Genomic DNA, 14,496 nt, shown 5'->3' with positions numbered 1-14,496 from the left:
CGCTACTGCTTGAGCAGATAGTCCGCGATGGCTGCCCGGTCCGCAGCGTTGAAGCCGGCGGGTGGGCTCATCCAGCCGCCGGGCACGACCGCATCGGGATCGGCGAGATAGCCGAGCAGCCGCTCGCGGTCCCATCTGAGCCCCTGCGCTTTCGCCGCTTTGAACGCCGGCGAATAGTCGAAGCTCTCGGCCGAGCCGAGCACCCGCCCGTTCAGACCGGCGAGATGTGGCCCGGCCATGCCGGCCTTGGCGGGATCGAGGCTGTGGCAGGATTGGCAGGCCTTGAAGATGGCCGCACTTGCCGGCTCCTGCGCTCGGGCCGCTCCGCTTAGGGCCAATGCAAAGATGATCAGCGGCGCGAGGGCCGCCCTCACGCCGGCTTGACCGTCTGGATGCGCACCAGCCGGTTGGTTCCGCTCTCGCCGCCCCAGGCCTCGCCGGTTCGCCCATCCATCTGGCGGACATTCGCGCCGGGCTTGTCGCTCGGGAAGCTGTTGAACTCCTCCGTGAGCGGATCGAAGCGGACGATGCTGTTGAGGGCGAAATCGGTGAGCCAGACCTTGTCGGCATCGTCGACATAGACCGAATAGGTCCGCGGCTTATGGCCCGGCAATTTCCAGCCCTTCCAGCTGCCGCTTTCGGTGTCGAAGGACGAGACCTGCCCGGAGTTCCACTCGCTGACCCAGATCCGGTTCTTCGAATCCGACCAGACGCGGCGCGCGCCCTGGCCCTCCGTCGGCGGGTCGACCACGGTGAAGCTGCCGCTCTGCGTGTTGATCCGGGCGATATAGTTGCCGGCGAGCGAGGCGAACCAGATTTCGCCCGAGGGCGTGCGCGTCATGCCATAGGGACCGGCGCCGCGCGGGGCGTCGAAAATGTCCATCTTGCCGGATTTGGGCTCGAGCCGGCCGACAATGCCGTTCTGGCCGGTGAACCAGAGCATGCCGGCCTTGTCGAAGACCGGCGTGTTGAGATTGGCGCGCTCGCGCCCTTCCGGCAGCTTGAACAGATCGACCTTGTGGGTCTTGTCGTCGATGCGGGCGATGGCGTTCTGCCCGCCTTCGGTGACCCAGGCGGCGCCGTCAGGCCCGCGCACCACGCCATGCGGGGCGGCGCCGTCGCCGAGCGGAATCACCTTGGTCTGGCTGGTGCGCGGATCGAAGCGACCGAGCACGCCGTTGCGCTGGCCGCAGACCCAGATCGTGCCGTCGCCGGCGTCGGTGACATCGCGCGAGCCCTTGATCTCCGGCACCTCGAAATAGGTGACGATGAACGGGCTGCCGGGCTGGGTCTGGCCGGTCGCTTGCGCGCTGCGCAGGATCAGGTTCGGCGCGGCGAGGCCGGCGGCACCAAATTTCAGGAACGAACGGCGCAGCATCGGCGTCTCCTTTCGTCGTCGGCGGTGGATGATCCGCCTGTCCAAGACAGGCGTAAACCGACAACATCGTGAAACTGTGGCTGTGGCCGGGCGGTTCCCTTGCCCCCCGTTTAGCGCTGCCGCTGAATGCCCTCGGGCAGGGCCGAGACACGCGCCATCTCGCCGCTGCGGAATGTTGCGGGATCGGCGAGATAATCCTGCGCCATCGCCATCGCGTCGGCGCCCCAGAAGACCTCGCCGTCGATCACCAGGCTCGGCACGCCGAAGACGCCGGCGGCAACCGCGTCCTCGGTCGTCCGGCGCAAGCGATCCTTGACCTCCTGCTCGCCGATCAGCGCCAGCGCATCGGGGCGGCCGGCGGCGTCGGCAACTTCCTGCAGGACTTGCGCATCGTTGGCGTCGCGACCCTCGCCCCAGACAAGGCTGAAGGCGGCCGCCACGGCCGCCTCGTTGCCGTCGAGCGCGGTCAGGAGGCGCAGCATGGCCAAAGGATTGAAGGGGTGTGTCGGCGGGAAGCGGAAAGGCACGCCCATCGCCTGCGCTGTGTGGGTGGCGAGCCTATAGGTATGGATGCGCTTTGGAGCGATTTCGGCCGGACCGAGCTGGCCCCAGGCCTTGAGCACCCCACCGAAAACGAGCGGCTTCAGCACGACCGGCCGGTAAGTCCGGATCGCGTCGAGCCGCTTCAGCGCCAGATGCGCGAAGGGCGAGATGATGTCAAAATACCAGAGGGTGGGCTGAGGCACGGGCAGGCTCACTTGACCAGCGCGAGCGCAGCGCGGAACTGCGGATGCTCGGCCGAGCGCAGCCATTCGAACACGACCATCTCGGTGGTGACGACCTCGGCGCCATGCCGCTGCAGCCGACGCAAGCTCACCTCCTTGCTTTCCGGCGCGCGCGAGCCGACCGCGTCCTGCACCACGAAGACGCGGCGCTTGTTCTCGAGCAGCGAGAGCGCGGTCTGGCCGAAGCAGACATGTGCCTCGCAGCCGCAGAGGATCAGGTCTTCGTCGCCAGAGATGGCCTCGATGAAGCCGGGCGCGGCGCAGGCATCGAAGCTCATCTTGGCGATCGCGGACGCAGCCTCCGCCAACTCCGGCACCGTCGGGCCGAGGCCGGCAGGGTTCTGCTCGGTCATCACGATCGGCACCTCCAGCAGCTTCGCCGCCGCCACCAGCTTGCCGGCATTGGCGACGAGGCGCGGCCCGTCATGGATCGCCGGCATCAGTCGCGCCTGGAAATCGATGATGACGAGGCGGGATCGGTTGGCGCTCATCAGGTGCATCGGCGTCATCTCCGCAGGAGCCGGTCGAGTTCGGTTTCGACATGGCGCTCCATCAGCAGGCGCGGCGACGCGCCGAACATGCGGATGCGCCGCGTATGTGCCAGCAGCAGCACGCCGGAAGCATGGGCGAAGGCGTCGGTCATGATCAAGTCGGCTTGCGCGGTATCGGCACCAAGCGCCAGTGCCGCCATGCGGATCGGCGCCAGCGTCGCCTCCAGCGCCTCGTTGAGCGCCCTGTCGCGCTCGCGGCCGAGGCCGTGCGGACGCATGCCGCCGCGGAACAGATAGAAGCCGAGATCCAGATCGCGCGGATTTGCAGCATAGAAATCGAAGAAGGCGAGGGCGGCGGCGCGGAAATGGTCTTCGGGCGTCTCGGCAGCCGCGACGGCGGTATCGACCGCCTCCTGCAGGGTCGCGATCGACCGGCCGAGCACCTCGGCATAGAGCGCTTCCTTCGAGTCGAAATGGAAATAGAGCGCAGCCGGCGTGTAGCCGGCCTCTGCGGCGATCGCCCGCAGCGAGGCGCCGTCCAGCCCCTCGCGCTCGAACACGGCGCGCGCCGCAGCGACGATGCCCTCGCGTTTCGCATCAGTTGCGGCATAGCGGCCACGCTTCCGGCCTGCCGTTCCCTCGCTCAATCTGGAACGCCTCCAATCCTCTTGACGAAAATCTAACGCCGTTCAATTTTAACGGCAACAACCTTTCGGGAGGAGGCTAGCATGTTGATGGACGCCGCCGGCTATCGCGAATCCCTGCGCGCCTACCAACCGCGCGTCTTCGTTGGCGGGCAGCGGGTCGAGAGCGTCGCCGACGAGAAGCTCCTGCTGCCGGGCATCAACGGCATCGGCGTCACCTACGACCTCGCCCATGACGAGGCCTATCGGCCGATCATGACGGCGGTGCAGGGGTCTTCCGGCAAGACCGTCAACCGCATGCTCCATATCGACGCCTCGTCCAGCGATCTTCTCGCCAAGCTCGAGGCTGTACGCCTGGTCTGCAAGATCTCCGGCTGTGCCCAGCGCTACCTGACCCATGATGCCTTCAACGGTATCCTGCAGGCGACAGTGCGGGCCGACGCCAATCACGGCAGCGACTACACCCAGCGCTTCCTCGCCTACATGCACCGCATCCAGGACGAGGACCTGACCTGCGGCGTCGCCATGACCGACGCCAAGGGCGACCGCTCGCTGCGGCCGGGCCTGCAGGCCAATCGCGATTCCTACGTTCACATCAAGGAGCGCCGTCCGGATGGCATCGTCATCCGCGGTACCAAGGCGATCGTCACCGGCGCGCCCTATGTCCACGAATTCCTGGTGATGCCCTGCCGCACCCACGCCAAGGGCGACGAGGACTTCGCACTGTGCTGCGCCGTGCCCTGCGATGCGCAGGGCATCACCATCGTTGCGCGCCCGGCTGGGCGGCCGGGCGACCCCGCCGCGAAATTCTCGGCGAAATACGGCCAGTCGACCGGCGCGGTGATGTTCGACGACGTCTTCGTGCCGTGGGACCGGGTTTTCATGGCCGGCGAGACCGAGGAAGCCGGCTACCTCACCACCAGCTACGCCACCCATCACCGCCAGAGCTGCATCGCCGCAAGGGCCGGCTTCGGCGACCTCCTGATCGGCGCCGGCGCGCTGATGGTCGAGGCCAACGGGCTCGATGCCGACAGGCACTCGCATGTCCGCGAGCAGCTGGTCGAATTGATCACCATCACCGAGAGCTTCTTCGCCTGCGGCGTCGCGGCCTCGGTCTATTGCAGCAAGGACGCCTCGGGCGTCGCGATGCCGGACGCAGTTTTCGCCAATATCGGCAAGCTGCTGCTCGCTACCAAGATCTACGACATGCACCGCATCGCCCATTACGTCTCCGGCGGCCTCGTCGTCGCCCTCCCCGGTCCGGACGAGGACCACAATCCCGAGACCTCGGCCTCGCTCGCGGCTGTGCTCACGGGGCGGCCGGACATCCCCTATGAGCAGCGCGCCGAGGTCGCCCGCTTCATCGAGGACCTCACCGTGTCCAAGGAGGCCGGCTGGTATTCGGTGATCTCGCTGCATGGCGGCGGCTCGCCCGAGGCGATGAAGCGCGAGATCTGGCGCAACTACCCCGTCATGGAGAAGGTCGCGCTGGTCGAGAGCCTGCTCGATCGCGGCGTGCTCGCCGACGGCTCGCGCGTGTCGAAGCAGCCTGGCCGTTGCTGCGTCACCGGCTGCGAGGTGCCCGAACGCGTGACGACGCAGGAGGCCGCAGAATGAACGCCCACGCCACCCATCAGGTCCTCAACCAGGCTCGCCCCGCCACCGGCTGGAACGCTTTCTCCGGCGATACGGTGCTGCAGGGCATCGTCGCGCGCGGCGCGCCATGGGTCGCTGACAAGGCGGCGGCGCTCGGCGCCCAGGCCGGCGATGCCGAAGTGCAGGAGCTCGCGCGCCTCGCCAACCGCCATGGACCGGAGCTCCGGAGCCATGACCGCTACGGCAATCGCATCGACTGGATCGAATTCCACCCGGCCTGGCACGAATTGATGGGCCTCGCCTTCGCCCATGAGGTGCCTTCGCTCGCCTGGACCACGAAAGAGCCGAACGGCCATCTCGGCCGCGCGGTGCTATCCTATCTCTGGAACCAGGTCGAGCACGGGACCGGCTGCCCGACCGGCATGACCTATGCCGCCTATCCCGGCCTCGCCCAGCCGGAGTTCGCGCTCTGGCGGCAGAAGATCACCTCGGGTCGCTATGACAAGCGCCCGGTGCCGGTGACGCAGAAGGCGGGTGCCAGCATCGGCTATGCGATGACCGAGAAGCAGGGCGGCTCCGACCTGCGCCAGACCCAGACCACCGCCCGCTTCTTCGAGGACACCCCGGAGGGCCGGGTCTATCTGATCACCGGGCACAAATGGTTCTTCTCGGTGCCGCAATCGGACGGGTTCTTCACCCTGGCGCAGACCGAAAGCGGCGTCTCCTGCCTGTTCTGTCCGGGCTTCCTGCCCGATGGCAGCCGCAACCGCCTGCAGATCCAGCGCCTCAAGGACAAGGCCGGCAACCGCTCGAACGCCTCCTCCGAGGTCGAGTTCCGCGAATGCCTGGGCTGGCTCGTCGGCGCGGAGGGGGCGGGGATCAAGGAGATCCTTTCCCACGCCCATCTGACGCGGCTCGATTTCGCCGTCGGTTCCGCAGGGCTGATGCGCCAGGCGCTGACGCTGGCGCTCAACCACACCCAGTCGCGCCGGGGCTTTGGTTCTTCGCTCGCCGAGCAGCCGATGATGACCAATATCCTCGCCGATCTCGCCATCGACTCGGAAGCCTCGACGCTGATGGCCTTCCGCGTCGCCGCTGCGACCGATGCGATGGAGACAAGCGAACAGGAGCGTCATCTCGCCCGCGTCACCACCCCGCTGGCGAAGTTCTGGAACTGCAAGCGCGCCGCCGCCTTCGTCGTCGAAGCGCTGGAATGCCATGGCGGCAACGGCTTCATTGAGGAGAATCCGATGGCGCGTCTCTATCGCGAGGCACCGCTCAACGCGATCTGGGAGGGCACCTCGAACATGATGTGCATGGACGTGCTGCGCGCCTTCAACCGCGAGCCGCGCACCAGGGAGGCCTTCATGACCGAGGTCGGTCAGGCGCGCGGGGCAAACCGCGCCCTCGACCGCTGGCTCGACCGGCTCGGCGACGAGGCGGCCAAACCGCGCAATGATGACGGCCATGGCCGCCGCCTCGCCAATCTGATGGCCTATGCGCTGCAGGCTTCGGAGCTCAGGAAGCATGCCGACGAGGCGGTGTTCGAGAGCTTCTGCCGCTCGCGGCTCGATGCCGATTGGGGCTATGTCTTCGGCACGCTCGATCCCGCGCCTGAGCTGGCGGGGATCGTGCGGCGGGCGACTGTGGCGCAAGGCTGAAGCTCAGCCGGTCGCTTTCTCAAGGCAGGTTCTCGCGCAGCACGATCTCGATGCCGGGCCGCGCCGTTCCCTCCGCCGCCGGCCGGCCGGCGCGCAGATTGGCGAAGATTGCAACGCAGCTCATCAGTGTCGCCAGAGGCTGCTGGGTGATCACTGCGTCCATGGTGCCGTCGACGAGAAGGCCGCGCGTCTCCGGCGTCAGGCCGTGGCCGACGAAGACGACGTCCTGCCGCCCGGCCTCCTTCAGTGCCCGGGCGATGCCCTCCGGCCCGCCGCCGATATTGTAGATGCCGGCGAGGTCCGGGTGCTGGCCGAGCAGGGTCTTGGTCTGGCGGTAGTTCTTGGCCTCGTCGTCATGGCCCTCGCGCAGGCCGACGACCTGGATGTCGGGATAGAGCTCCTCGAACAGATGCAGGAAGCCCATCTCGCGTTCCTCATGGGCGCGATAGCTCAGGCTGCCGGCGATCATCGCCACCTTGGCCCGGCGCGGCCCGATGAAGCGGGCGATGAGCTGTCCCGCCGTGCGTCCGGCAGCACGGTTGTCGAGGCCGACATAGGCGGCGCGGGCGGTGTTGGCGATGTCGGAGATCAGCGTGACGCTCGGCACGCCGCGCTCGGCGAGGGCATCGACCGCCTCGCGCACCGTCGGATGCTCCAGCGCCATGAAGGCGATGCCGTCGACCTCGCGGCCGATGCGCCGGAGCTCATGGGCCAGCAGCTCCGGCTTGAAGCTCTCGATATGCTCGACCCTTGCGCGCATGTTGAAGGAAGCGAGCTGATCCTGCGACCCGGCAATCAGCCGGCCGAGCAGGCCGAGGAAGCGGTTGTTTCCGGCCGGCAGCAGGAAGCCGAGCCGCAAGGGCCTGAGCGCGCTCGCCGGCAGCGCGCCCTCCATGACATAGCCGAGCTCGCCCGCCGCCTTCAGCACGCGCTGTACCGTTGCCGGCCTGACGCCCGGGCGCTGATTCAGCACCCGGTCGACCGTCGCAGTCGAGACGCCTGCGAGCCGCGCGACGTCCTCGACCCGCGCCATCTGGCGGCGGCGCGGTGCAATCTCCTCGGCTGCATTTCGGATCGGTGTATTCATTCAATCAAAAACCATCAGAAAATGAGCTTGAAGACCATCAGTTGCGATTTCTATGCTGAGCGTCAAGCACTCAAGAGCGATCAAATCGCATCAGGAAGTCCAGGGAGGACATCATGACCGGACCGAGCCGCCGCACGCTCATCAAGGGCCTCGCCGCCGCCCCCGCCGCATCGCTGATCGGCATGCCGATGATCGCGCGAGCCGCCGAGATCGAGCTGAAATACGGCAACAACCTGCCGCTCAGCCATCCGCTCAACATCCGCGCCCAGCAGGCGGCCGAGCGCGTCGCCAAGGAGACGAACGGCCGGGTCGAGATCAAGATCTTCCCGAACAACCAGCTCGGCGGCGACACCGACATGCTGAGCCAGGTCCGCAATGGCGGCATCACCTTCTTCACGCCGTCGGCGCTGGTGATCGCGACGCTGGTGCCGGTCGCGGCGATCAACGCGGTCGGCTTCGCCTTCGCTGATTACGACCAGGTCTGGAAGGCGATGGACGGGCCGGTCGGCGCGCATGTCCGCGCCGCCATCGAGAAGGTCAATCTCTACGCGTTCGAGAAGATGTGGGACAATGGCTTTCGCCAGATGACCACCTCGGGCAAGGCGATCGAGCAGGCGGCCGACATGGCCTCGCTCAAGATCCGCGTGCCGGTCTCGCCGCTCTCGATCTCCATGTTCAAGGCGCTCGGCGCCGCCCCCGCCAGCCTGCAGTTCTCCGAGGTCTATTCGGCCCTGCAGACCAAGGTCGTCGATGCGCAGGAGAACCCGCTGCCGATCATCCAGGTCGCCAAGCTCTACGAAGTCCAGAAGAGCTGCGCGGTCTCGAACCATATCTGGGACGGCTTCTGGTTCATCGCCAATGGCCGCGCCTGGAAGGGCCTGCCGGCGGACATCCAGAAGATCGTGGCGTCCGCGATCAACGACGCCGGCGTCGCCCAGCGCGGCGACATCAAGAGCCTCAACGAAACCGTGCAGGCTGATCTGCAGTCCAAGGGGCTTGCCTTCAACAAGACCAACCCCGACAGCTTCCGGGCCAAGCTCCGCGACGGCGGGTTCTACAAGGAATGGCAGGAGCGCTTCGGCGCCGAGGCCTGGAGCCTGCTCGAGGGAGCGGTCGGCAAGCTCGCCTGAGGCTTGCCGGGACCGAATCTCGGGGAAACGCCATGGACGCTCACGCCGCCACTTTGCCGCCGCCGGCCGCGCCGGCGACCGGCCTAGGTCGCCTCGCGGACAGGCTCGACCGTGCCGTCGGCACGGTGGTCGAACTGGTCGCAGCCGTGCTCGTCCTCGCCGAGATCGTCATCCTGGGTGCAGGCGTCACCGCCCGCTACGCCTTCCATGCGCCTTTGGTCTGGTCGGACGAGCTCGCCTCGATCCTGTTCCTCTGGCTCTCCATGCTCGGCGCGGTGGTGGCGCTGCGCCGCGGCGAGCATATGCGCATGACCGGGCTCGTCACCCGCGTCGGCCCGCAGGCGCGCCTCCTGCTCGAAGCGCTCGCCATCACCGCTGCGATCGCCTTCCTCGTGATGATCCTGCCGGATGCGCTGGATTATGCCGAGGACGAGCGCTTCATCGTCACGCCGGCGCTGGAGATCGCCAATTCCTGGCGCGCCGCGGCGCTGCCGATCGGTATCGTGCTGATGCTGTTCGCCGCCTTCTGCCGGCTGCTGCGCTTCGGCTCGTGGAAGACCGTCGCGCTCGCGGTCGCAGTCACCGTGGGGCTGATCGCGCTGTTCTATGTCGCCGGGCCGGTGCTGAAGCCGCTCGGCAAGCTCAACCTGGTGATCTTCTTCGTCGGCGTCGTCGCGGCGAACGTTTTCGCCGGGGTACCGATCGCCTTTTCCTTCGCACTCGCCACCTTCGGCTATCTCTCGCTGACGACCTCGACGCCGATGGTCGTGATGGTCGGCCGGCTCGACGAGGGCATGAGCCATCTCATCCTGCTCGCCGTGCCATTGTTCATCTTCCTCGGCGCGCTGATCGAGATGACCGGCATGGCGCGCGCCATGATCCAGTTCCTGGCCTCGCTGCTCGGCCATGTCCGCGGCGGGCTGTCCTATGTGCTGGTCGGCGCTATGTACCTGGTCTCCGGCATTTCCGGCTCGAAGATCGCCGACATGGCCGCGATCGCGCCGGTGCTCTTCCCGGAGATGCAGAAGCGCGGCGCCAAGCCCGGCGACCTCGTCGCGCTGCTTTCGGCGACGGGCGCGCAGACCGAGACGATTCCGCCTTCGATCGTGCTGATCACCATCGGCTCGGTCACCGGCGTCTCGATCGCGGCTCTGTTCACCGGCGGCATGCTGCCGGCGGTCGTGCTCGGCATCGCGCTCTGCTTCGTCGTCTGGTGGCGCAACCGGGGCGAGGACCTCAGCCACGTCACGAAGTATTCGAAGCGTGAGATCGGAAAGCTCTGCCTGATCGCGGCGCCGGCGATCGCACTGCCCTTCGTCATCCGCGCCGCCGTCGTCGAGGGCGTCGCCACCGCGACCGAGGTCTCGACCATCGGCATCGCCTATGCGGTGCTGGCCGGCATCCTGATCTATCGCCAGTTCGACTGGCGCCGGCTCAAGCGCATGCTGGTCGACACCGCCTCGCTCACCGGCGCGATCATCTTCATCATCGGCTGCGCCACCGCCATGGCCTGGGGGCTGACGCAGTCGGGCTTCTCGCAGGACCTCGCCAAGATCATGGCGGCGGTCCCCGGCGGAACCTGGGGCTTCCTCGCCATCTCGATCATCGCCTTCGTCATCCTCGGCAGCGTGCTCGAGGGCATCCCGGCGATCGTGCTGTTCGGCCCGCTGCTCTTCCCGATCGCCAAGCAGATCGGCGTGCACGAGGTGCACTATTCGATGGTCGTGATCTTCGCGATGGGCATCGGGCTTTTCGCCCCGCCTTTCGGCGTCGGCTATTACGGCGCCTGCGCGATCTCGAAGATCAATCCCGACGAGGGGCTGAAATACATCTGGGCCTATGTCGCAGCCCTTTTGGTCGGCCTCGTCATCGTCGCTGCCGTGCCGTGGTTCTCCATCGGCTTCCTCTAGACATCTTCGCAGGAAAGCACCCGCCATGAGCCGTCATTTTGGCCAGATCCGTCAGGCCGGCTATGTCGTCCCCGATATCGAGGCGGCGATGGACTACTGGAGCCGGGTGCTCGGCGTCGGGCCGTTCTTCTACAACCCCAAAGTTCCGATCAGGAACTATCGCTACAAGGGCGAGGCCTACGAGCCGCATAATTCCGTGGCGCTCGCCAATTCCGGCCCGCTGCAGATCGAATTGATCCAGTGCCGCAATGCGGTGCCGTCGATGTACAAGGACTTCACCGATGCCGGCCATAGCGGCCTGCAGCACGTCGCCTACTGGACCTCGGACTACGATGCCGACCTGGAGCGTCTGCTGGCCGAGGGCTTCAAGCCGGTGATGTCGGGCGAGGTCGGCGAGCGCGGCCGTTTCATCTATTTCGACACGCATTACCATCCCGGCACGGTGATCGAGCTCTCGGAGGTCGCAGGTCCCAAGGGCGAGATGTTCCGGCTGATCCGCGAGGCGGCCGAGACGTGGGACGGCAAGGACCCGGTGCGTCCCTTCCCCGACCTCAGCAAGCTCTGAGCGATCATGGCGCCCTCCCCGTCATTGCGAGGAGGCGAAGCCGACGAAGCAATCCAGAGGGATTGCGCGAGACCTCCTGGATTGCTTCGCTACGCTCGCAATGACGAGGCGGCGACTTCGGAACATGATCATGGCCGCTGACCGCTTCACAGCCACCTATCTGATCGAGACGCCGCTCGATCCCCGCAAGGTCGCGGATGTCATGGCCGGCGAGCAGTCGAGCGGGACCTTCACCCGCGTCGCCGGCGAGACCGACGAACTCCGCGATCGCACCCGCGCCGTCGTCGTCGCGGTCGAGGAGCTCGATAGCGCCGCCGAGCCGAGCCTGCCCAATGCCTGGTTGGCGCGGAAGGGTGTCAACGGCCCATGGCGGCGCGCCCGGATCACGCTCTCCTTTCCGGTCGACAATGTCGGTGCCAACTTGCCGACGCTGGCCTCGATCGTCGCCGGCAACCTGTTCGATCTCGGCGAGGTCACCGGGCTCCGGCTGGAGAGCATGGCTCTGCCGGCCGCCTATCGCCGTCTCTTCCCGTTGCCGACGCGCGGCATCGCCGGCACCCGCCGCGCGACCGGCGTGACGGATGGCCCGATGATCGGCTCGATCATCAAGCCCAATGTCGGCCTGCGCCCCTATGAGACCGCCGAACTGGTCGGCCGGCTCTGCGCCGCCGGGCTCGACTTCATCAAGGACGACGAGATCTCGGCCGATCCGGTGCATGCGCCGCTGGCTCAACGTGTCCCGGCCGTGATGGCTGCGGTCCGCCGCCATCAGGACCGCACCGGCAAGGCGGTGATGGTTGCCTTCAACATCTCCGCCGAGACTGACCAGATGCGCCGCCATGCCGAGCTCGTCGAGCGCGAGGGTGGCTCCTGCGTCATGGTCAGCCTGAACTGGTGCGGCTTCTCGGCGGTCGAAACGCTCCGCCGCTCGACCAGCCTGGCTTTGCACGGCCACCGCAACGGTTTTGGCGCGCTCTCGCGTCACCCGCTGCTCGGCATCGGCTTCCAGGCGTACCAGACGCTGTGGCGGCTCGCCGGCGTCGACCACATGCATGTCCATGGCTTGCAGGGGAAGTTTGCGCAGGAGGACGAGGAGGTTGTGACTTCCGCGAAGGATTGCGTGACGCCGCTGGCGGATGGCATCGACGACCGCGTGCTGCCGGCCTTCTCCTCCGGGCAATGGGCCGGCACGGCGCAGCCGACCTGGGATGCGATCGGCCATGACGACCTGCTGTTCATGGCCGGCGGCGGCATCCTCGCCCATCCTGGCGGCCCCGCGGCCGGTGTCGCCAGCATCCGCCAGGCCTGGCAGGCGGTCGCGGCCGGCGTGCCGCTGAACGAAGCAGCCAAGGAACATGACGAGCTCGCCCAGGCGCTCGCTTTCTTCGGCAAGGGCGCCGGCTGAGCATGGCGAACGAGGCGCCCCGCTACGGCTGGTATGGCGACGACTTCACCGGCGCCACCGACACGCTCGCCACGCTGGCAGAGGCCGGGCAGCGCGCTCTGCTCTTCCTGCGCATCCCGACGCCCCAGCAGCTCGCCAGCGCCGGAGCGTTGGACGCTGTCGGCATCGCCGGGGCGACACGGGCGATGACGCCCCACGCCATGGCGCGGGAACTGGACGAGGCCGGGCGCTTCTTCGCCGCGCTTGGCATCGGCCTGCTGCACTATAAATGCTGCTCGACCTTCGACAGCGCGCCCGAAGTCGGCAGCCTCGGCGCGGCGGCACGCGCCTTGCGGCCGCATTTCCCGAACCCGCTGTTGCCGATCATCGGCGGCCAGCCCAATCTCGGGCGCTACTGCCTGTTCGGCATTCTCTTCGCCGCGGCCGGAGCGGGCGGGACGGTGCACCGCATCGACCGCCATCCGACCATGAGCGTCCACCCGGTGACGCCGATGGGCGAGGCCGATCTGCGCCGGCATCTCCAGGCGCAGGGACTGGAGCGCGTCGCCCTCGTCGACTATCGCTGCCATGAAGGCGGCGGGGCCGGAGAGGCGCTCAGCGCTGCACTGGCGGATGAGCCCGAAGCCGTGCTCTTCGATGTTTCGCAACCTTCCGATCTTATGGCGATCGGCGCCCTGCTGCGCAAGCGGATGAGCGCCGGCCCGATGCTCGCGATCGGAGCGAGCTCGGTGGCGCAGGCTTTCGCCGGCTTTCCGCGAGCTGTGCAGCCCGCGTTGCCAAAGCTCCCGCGGCCTGTTTCTGGCGGCAATCTGCTCGCTCTGGTCGGCAGCCTCTCGCCGGTCACCCGCGCCCAGGTCGAGCTGGCGGAGGGATACGAGCGGATCGCGATCGACCCTGCGCGGCTGACCGGCGAGCCCGCTTATCTCGATGAGCTACGCACCGAGACGCTCGCCCGCCTCGCCCAGCGCAATGTCATGCTGATCACCGACAAGCCGGCCAGCGCGCCAGCCGAGACCGGTAAGGTCGCGGTCGCGACCGGAGCGCTGCTGCGCGCGATCATGAGCGAAGCGCAGATCGCGCGGCTGGTCGTTGCCGGCGGCGATACCTCGACGCTGGCGATCCGCTCGCTCGACCTCTGGGGCCTGTCCTATCGTTCGCCCTGCACGCCGGGCGCGCCGCTCTGCCGAGCCCATAGCGACGATGCGAGGCTCGACGGCCTCGATATCGTGCTCAAAGGCGGCCAGATGGGCACGCCCGATTTCTTCAATCGTGTCGCCGAGACGGGCTGAGCCGGCCTAGCCTTACGGGCAGACGAAGCCGCCCTGATTGTCGGGCACGCAGCGCGATCCGTTCGGCAAGTTGAGCGCACCGGAGCGGTCACGCCGGACATAGGCGCCGTTGGGCAGGGAGAAGCCGCCGCTCTGGTCGGTCTGGACGCGTGTTCCATCCGGCAATTGCAGGCCGCCGGCACCGTCGCTGACGATTCGCTTGGTCATCACGGTGGGGGCCGGTGCTGCGCTGGGCGCCAGGCCGGGAGGCGAGGCGCCGAAGCGCTGCGGCTGCGAGCACCCCGCCACGATACCGGCAAAGCCAATCGCCCCAGCCACGAAGAATACGCGTTTCATCCCAATCCGCCTCCTCAATATGCCTTCATCAAATCCGCAGTCTCCGCCAGGGACGGGCTACGGTCCAGCTCGCCGCCGCGCGGGCGCGCGATGGCAGGATCGACCAGCGATTGTGCCGCTTTCATGACAATGCAGTTGAACACCAACGCATGACCAGGAGGATTGCCTAGTCCTGGCCACATCCGCGAAAGTCCCATCCGGGACGGAATCGCCGGAGAA

At 67.4% G+C, this 14,496-nt stretch carries 14 protein-coding genes; 7 read left to right on the top strand and 7 right to left on the bottom strand.

Features of this window, described 5'->3' with window-relative positions; translation table 11 throughout:
- Positions 1-2: 2 nt before the first annotated feature.
- The 5 genes from AC3WLC_RS23080 to AC3WLC_RS23060 all read right to left on the bottom strand — a co-directional run bounded on the left by AC3WLC_RS23080 (position 3) and on the right by AC3WLC_RS23060 (position 3,301).
- Positions 3-374 carry a c-type cytochrome gene (locus AC3WLC_RS23080; RefSeq protein ID WP_493686253.1) on the bottom strand — a complete coding sequence of 124 codons (372 nt, stop codon included), beginning with the start codon at positions 372-374 and terminating at the stop codon, positions 3-5.
- Positions 371-1,378 (bottom strand): Vgb family protein, encoded by a 1,008-nt coding sequence (locus AC3WLC_RS23075; RefSeq protein ID WP_493686252.1) that lies wholly within the window; start codon positions 1,376-1,378, stop codon positions 371-373. The genes AC3WLC_RS23080 and AC3WLC_RS23075 overlap by 4 nt, the downstream gene beginning before the upstream one ends.
- A gap of 110 nt (positions 1,379-1,488) precedes the next feature.
- A complete protein-coding gene (locus tag AC3WLC_RS23070; RefSeq protein WP_493686251.1) occupies positions 1,489-2,124 on the bottom strand; it encodes a 2-hydroxychromene-2-carboxylate isomerase in 636 nt (211 codons plus the stop codon).
- Between the two features lie 8 nt (positions 2,125-2,132).
- Complete coding sequence (locus AC3WLC_RS23065) at positions 2,133-2,654, bottom strand: isochorismatase family protein (protein WP_493686250.1); 522 nt, start codon at positions 2,652-2,654, stop codon at positions 2,133-2,135.
- A 14-nt stretch (positions 2,655-2,668) separates the two neighbouring features.
- Positions 2,669-3,301, bottom strand: a complete 633-nt coding sequence (locus tag AC3WLC_RS23060; protein ID WP_493686249.1) for a TetR/AcrR family transcriptional regulator — start codon at positions 3,299-3,301, stop codon at positions 2,669-2,671.
- Positions 3,302-3,382: 81 nt separating this feature from the next.
- Here AC3WLC_RS23060 and AC3WLC_RS23055 point away from each other — a divergent pair, with 81 nt between their 5' ends.
- Positions 3,383-4,915, top strand: a complete 1,533-nt coding sequence (locus AC3WLC_RS23055; protein ID WP_493686248.1) for a 4-hydroxyphenylacetate 3-hydroxylase family protein — start codon at positions 3,383-3,385, stop codon at positions 4,913-4,915.
- Positions 4,912-6,555: an acyl-CoA dehydrogenase family protein gene (locus AC3WLC_RS23050; protein WP_493686247.1), complete on the top strand. Its 1,644-nt coding sequence runs from the start codon at positions 4,912-4,914 to the stop codon at positions 6,553-6,555. Before AC3WLC_RS23055 ends, AC3WLC_RS23050 begins: the two co-directional genes overlap by 4 nt.
- Before the next feature lie 19 nt (positions 6,556-6,574).
- Here AC3WLC_RS23050 and AC3WLC_RS23045 read toward each other — a convergent pair whose 3' ends face one another.
- Positions 6,575-7,642, bottom strand: coding sequence for a LacI family DNA-binding transcriptional regulator (locus AC3WLC_RS23045; protein WP_493686246.1), 1,068 nt, complete (start codon positions 7,640-7,642; stop codon positions 6,575-6,577).
- A gap of 113 nt (positions 7,643-7,755) precedes the next feature.
- On the opposite strand from AC3WLC_RS23045, the gene AC3WLC_RS23040 reads away from it, so the two are divergent.
- The 5 genes from AC3WLC_RS23040 (at position 7,756) to AC3WLC_RS23020 (ending at position 13,941) form a co-directional block, all read left to right on the top strand.
- A complete protein-coding gene (locus AC3WLC_RS23040; RefSeq protein ID WP_493686245.1) occupies positions 7,756-8,772 on the top strand; it encodes a TRAP transporter substrate-binding protein in 1,017 nt (338 codons plus the stop codon).
- A 32-nt stretch (positions 8,773-8,804) separates the two neighbouring features.
- Entirely contained in the window at positions 8,805-10,682 is a 1,878-nt protein-coding gene (locus AC3WLC_RS23035) for a TRAP transporter large permease (protein ID WP_493686244.1), read from the top strand.
- Positions 10,683-10,707: 25 nt separating this feature from the next.
- Positions 10,708-11,247 carry a VOC family protein gene (locus AC3WLC_RS23030; RefSeq protein WP_493686243.1) on the top strand — a complete coding sequence of 180 codons (540 nt, stop codon included), beginning with the start codon at positions 10,708-10,710 and terminating at the stop codon, positions 11,245-11,247.
- Between the two features lie 130 nt (positions 11,248-11,377).
- Positions 11,378-12,652, top strand: coding sequence for a ribulose-bisphosphate carboxylase large subunit family protein (locus AC3WLC_RS23025; protein ID WP_493686242.1), 1,275 nt, complete (start codon positions 11,378-11,380; stop codon positions 12,650-12,652).
- Between the two features lie 2 nt (positions 12,653-12,654).
- Positions 12,655-13,941 carry a four-carbon acid sugar kinase family protein gene (locus tag AC3WLC_RS23020; RefSeq protein ID WP_493686241.1) on the top strand — a complete coding sequence of 429 codons (1,287 nt, stop codon included), beginning with the start codon at positions 12,655-12,657 and terminating at the stop codon, positions 13,939-13,941.
- Between the two features lie 12 nt (positions 13,942-13,953).
- Here AC3WLC_RS23020 and AC3WLC_RS23015 read toward each other — a convergent pair whose 3' ends face one another.
- A complete protein-coding gene (locus tag AC3WLC_RS23015) occupies positions 13,954-14,277 on the bottom strand; it encodes a hypothetical protein (protein WP_493686239.1) in 324 nt (107 codons plus the stop codon).
- Between the last annotated feature and the right edge of the window lie 219 nt (positions 14,278-14,496).

Source organism: Allobosea sp. GW821-FHT03A12, assembly GCF_058986765.1.
Note: the sequence above shows the minus strand (reverse complement) of the source record. Positions and strands in the feature narration are given on the sequence as shown.

What these genes read in the sequence shown, in the direction of transcription:
- AC3WLC_RS23075 (WP_493686252.1), bottom strand. Translation starts at nt 1,378, where the DNA reads ATGCTGCGCCGTTCGTTCCTGAAATTTGGTGCCGCCGGCCTCGCCGCG.
- AC3WLC_RS23065 (WP_493686250.1), bottom strand. Translation starts at nt 2,654, where the DNA reads ATGAGCGCCAACCGATCCCGCCTCGTCATCATCGATTTCCAGGCGCGA.
- AC3WLC_RS23055 (WP_493686248.1), top strand. Translation starts at nt 3,383, where the DNA reads ATGTTGATGGACGCCGCCGGCTATCGCGAATCCCTGCGCGCCTACCAA.
- AC3WLC_RS23050 (WP_493686247.1), top strand. Translation starts at nt 4,912, where the DNA reads ATGAACGCCCACGCCACCCATCAGGTCCTCAACCAGGCTCGCCCCGCC.
- AC3WLC_RS23045 (WP_493686246.1), bottom strand. Translation starts at nt 7,642, where the DNA reads ATGAATACACCGATCCGAAATGCAGCCGAGGAGATTGCACCGCGCCGC.
- AC3WLC_RS23040 (WP_493686245.1), top strand. Translation starts at nt 7,756, where the DNA reads ATGACCGGACCGAGCCGCCGCACGCTCATCAAGGGCCTCGCCGCCGCC.
- AC3WLC_RS23035 (WP_493686244.1), top strand. Translation starts at nt 8,805, where the DNA reads ATGGACGCTCACGCCGCCACTTTGCCGCCGCCGGCCGCGCCGGCGACC.
- AC3WLC_RS23030 (WP_493686243.1), top strand. Translation starts at nt 10,708, where the DNA reads ATGAGCCGTCATTTTGGCCAGATCCGTCAGGCCGGCTATGTCGTCCCC.
- AC3WLC_RS23025 (WP_493686242.1), top strand. Translation starts at nt 11,378, where the DNA reads ATGGCCGCTGACCGCTTCACAGCCACCTATCTGATCGAGACGCCGCTC.
- AC3WLC_RS23020 (WP_493686241.1), top strand. Translation starts at nt 12,655, where the DNA reads ATGGCGAACGAGGCGCCCCGCTACGGCTGGTATGGCGACGACTTCACC.
- AC3WLC_RS23015 (WP_493686239.1), bottom strand. Translation starts at nt 14,277, where the DNA reads ATGAAACGCGTATTCTTCGTGGCTGGGGCGATTGGCTTTGCCGGTATC.